Source organism: Streptococcus oralis, assembly GCF_001579025.1.
In the GTDB taxonomy this organism is placed as follows: Bacteria; Bacillota; Bacilli; order Lactobacillales; family Streptococcaceae; genus Streptococcus; species Streptococcus oralis_X.
On the sequence record NZ_KQ970236.1, the window covers coordinates 47,414 to 50,197 of the forward strand.

The 2,784-nt window shown below is 36.8% G+C and carries 3 protein-coding genes; all 3 read left to right on the forward strand.

Annotation, left to right across the window (positions count from 1 at the left end; translation table 11 throughout):
• Positions 1 to 266 (forward strand): TM2 domain-containing protein (locus tag SORDD27_RS06495; RefSeq protein ID WP_061428162.1); only part of this gene is annotated, 266 nt, incomplete at its 5' end.
• A gap of 90 nt (positions 267 to 356) precedes the next feature.
• Entirely contained in the window at positions 357 to 1,544 is a 1,188-nt protein-coding gene (locus tag SORDD27_RS06500) for a hypothetical protein (protein ID WP_061428164.1), read from the forward strand.
• Positions 1,541 to 2,728 (forward strand): Mbeg1-like protein, encoded by a 1,188-nt coding sequence (locus tag SORDD27_RS06505; RefSeq protein WP_061428166.1) that lies wholly within the window; start codon positions 1,541 to 1,543, stop codon positions 2,726 to 2,728. The genes SORDD27_RS06500 and SORDD27_RS06505 overlap by 4 nt, the downstream gene beginning before the upstream one ends.
• Positions 2,729 to 2,784 lie beyond the last annotated feature (56 nt).

The following is a 2,784-nucleotide window of genomic DNA, read 5'->3' on the forward strand; positions in this document are numbered from 1 at the left end:
TCGCTGCAGCAAACGTTAAAAACCCTACAACAGCTTTGATTCTTTCTATCTTCTTAGGAACTCTTGGTGTTGATCGTTTTTACATTGGCCACATTGGATTAGGAGTTGCAAAACTTCTTTTGGCATGGTTGACTTTTGGTATCTGGACAATTGTCGATTGGTTCCTTATCATCAATGCGACTAAGAAAGCAAACTTGGTGGCTATCAATAACGCCCTTGCTACAATGACAGTCCCTTCAGCTAGTTCAGAAGCAAACGAAGGATAAGTAGAATCATCTTTAAAGATAAGTAGTGTTATAAAAAACGGGAGGAGTTCCCGCTCACTACTTATCTTTTTTTGACAATAAATAAGGTAAATGATTAAAGAAACTAGATTATTAGTATACTTAACAAGTATTGTGTTTAATACAGAAATAATGCGATACGGAAGTGTAGTTTTTGATGATAAGGTTATAAAGAAACTTTCCTCAATCGATGAAAATGCTTCATGGGTAAATGGTTTACAAGCTGTTGCCTACGAAACGGAAGGCGAAGATACTATCTATATCGTTGTTAGAGGTGCCGATGTAGGGATTGGGAAAAAACTCTTTCGTAAGACAGGTGCGGATGCTCGCTTTATCCCGAAAGTGAATGATGAAGATAGTTTCAAAACCATTTTTCAAGACTGGATTTATAGCTCGACTCTAGGAAGTATGGGCTTGGTCCACTTGTATCAGTATGATAGTCTTCAAACTTTTTACCATTCTTTGAGAAAAGAATACCCCCATAAACGCTTTGTAGTTTCAGGTGTCTCTTTGGGAGGGTTGCTGGCTCAACGCTTATATATTTTTGAGGATGGTATTGAGAGATGTCTGACATTTTCTGCGACTTCGCCATGGTGGACCTTCAATAGACGTAGCCAAGAAATATTGAAAGAGTCTAACTTTTTAAAGAATGACGACAACTTGATAAACTTCTATTCGACTCACGACCCCTTTCGCTTTTTACCTTTATTTAAAAGACATCTGGGGCAACAAAAGAATGTGCTTTTACAACCTTTCCAATCTCGCTCAAACTTTTTTGCAACCGTGATTGAAAGAATGTACTGGGCACATATCCCAAATTATTATACCTACACAGATACAGGAAAGGTAAGGCAGAAGAAAGATCGTTCAAAAATACAGAAATGGAATAACTGGTTAAACAGCAAAGCAAGTTATTCAAAATTAGTGAACATTGCGGTTTTAGTGATGAGTGTCTTATTAACGCTTGTACTAGCCCTTGTTGTCCCAATTTTGAATACTTACGAAGTCCTTTCTCCAATATATACTCTAGAAGCATCATTTGGAATATTCTTTTCGCTGGTTGGTGGTTTCTTGTTTTTCTGCTTTTTTATTCCAACCTTAGTTGTAAAAACCAATTGGAAGTATCTGATGTTTTTGATGAATTTGGCAATGATATGGTTCGCTCCGTTTTGGGTATTGTTACTTACGTTAAGTATTATTTTTGAATCCATTTCAAATAAGGAAGAGAACAGTAATAAAAGAATAGGGAGAGTAGAATGAGGAACATCATTGATTATGCTCAGGGATTGAAGTCCTACTCATTTGATCAAGTTTTTTTTAAAGATTTAGATGTCCTGGCGCTGACAGAAGTGGCCTATTTACCTTTTGAGCAGATAATTACTGAAGGCGAAATAACATTAGAAAAATTAGCGCAGTATTATACGACGCTTAATGGTGAAAAAGGAGAAATTTTATCGGTTATCACAACTCCAAGAATTGAACTCCTAGGAATTCTTGGAAGCAGTGAGCGATACGGGGCTATCGAAGCTTTCGATTTTATTAATAAAATTGATTCGAAGATTGATCGTCAATTTTCAGCTATAACTTATCGTCTCGAAGATGAAAAATATTTGGTTGTTTTTCGAGGGACAGATGAGAATCTAGTTGGTTGGAAAGAAGATTTCCATATGACCTTTATGCATGAGGTCCCAGCTCAACAGTCTGCCCATCAATATTTAGAGAAGCGGATGACGGAGTTTCCTGGAGAGTATATTGTGTCGGGGCATTCTAAGGGAGGAAACCTTGCGATTTATGCCAGTTCAAAATTGGATGAAGAAAAACAAAAGGCTGTTACAGGGATTTATGCCTTTGATGCTCCGGGTCTTCATGAGTCTCTTTTGGAGTCAGAGGGATTTCTCCGAATAAAAGATAGAATCGCCTCTTACATTCCTCAAGACTCAATGGTGAGCGTCTTATTGGAGCCACCGGTGAATGCACAAGTTGTCAAGAGTAACGCTATTTTGTTTCTTCAACACGATACTTTCTCTTGGGAAGTGGGTCAAATAGACTTCGTCCAAGTTGAAAATCAATCTCAGCTTAGTATCCATGCTGACAAGGTCATTTCGAGTTGGTTAGAAAACATGACTAATGATGAAAAGCAAGAGTTTTCAGATGTTATCTTTGATATTTTTTTGGAATCAGGTATTAATAAATTTGCAGATATCACCGTTGATACTCCGAAGAAGATTATCAACATTGTTAATAATATGACTCGTCTAACATCTGAACAAAAGAAGATGACGATACAAGTTTTCTTCAAACTATTCAATGCTCAATTTGATGTTTTTAAGAGTTATCTTCCAAAGCCCATTCAGAAGGTCGAAGGCAAAGTGGAACATTTTGCCAAAAGTGCATTTTCAAATATCACAGGAGTTTTCAAAAGGTCTAAACGAAAAGGTAAATAGATTTTCTCGAAATTACAAGATGAGAAATAGTGGTTCGTTAGACATATAAAAATCCC

Coding starts and splice junctions, on each gene's coding strand:
- SORDD27_RS06500 (WP_061428164.1), top strand. CDS start 357: ATGATTAAAGAAACTAGATTATTAGTATACTTAACAAGTATTGTGTTT.
- SORDD27_RS06505 (WP_061428166.1), top strand. CDS start 1,541: ATGAGGAACATCATTGATTATGCTCAGGGATTGAAGTCCTACTCATTT.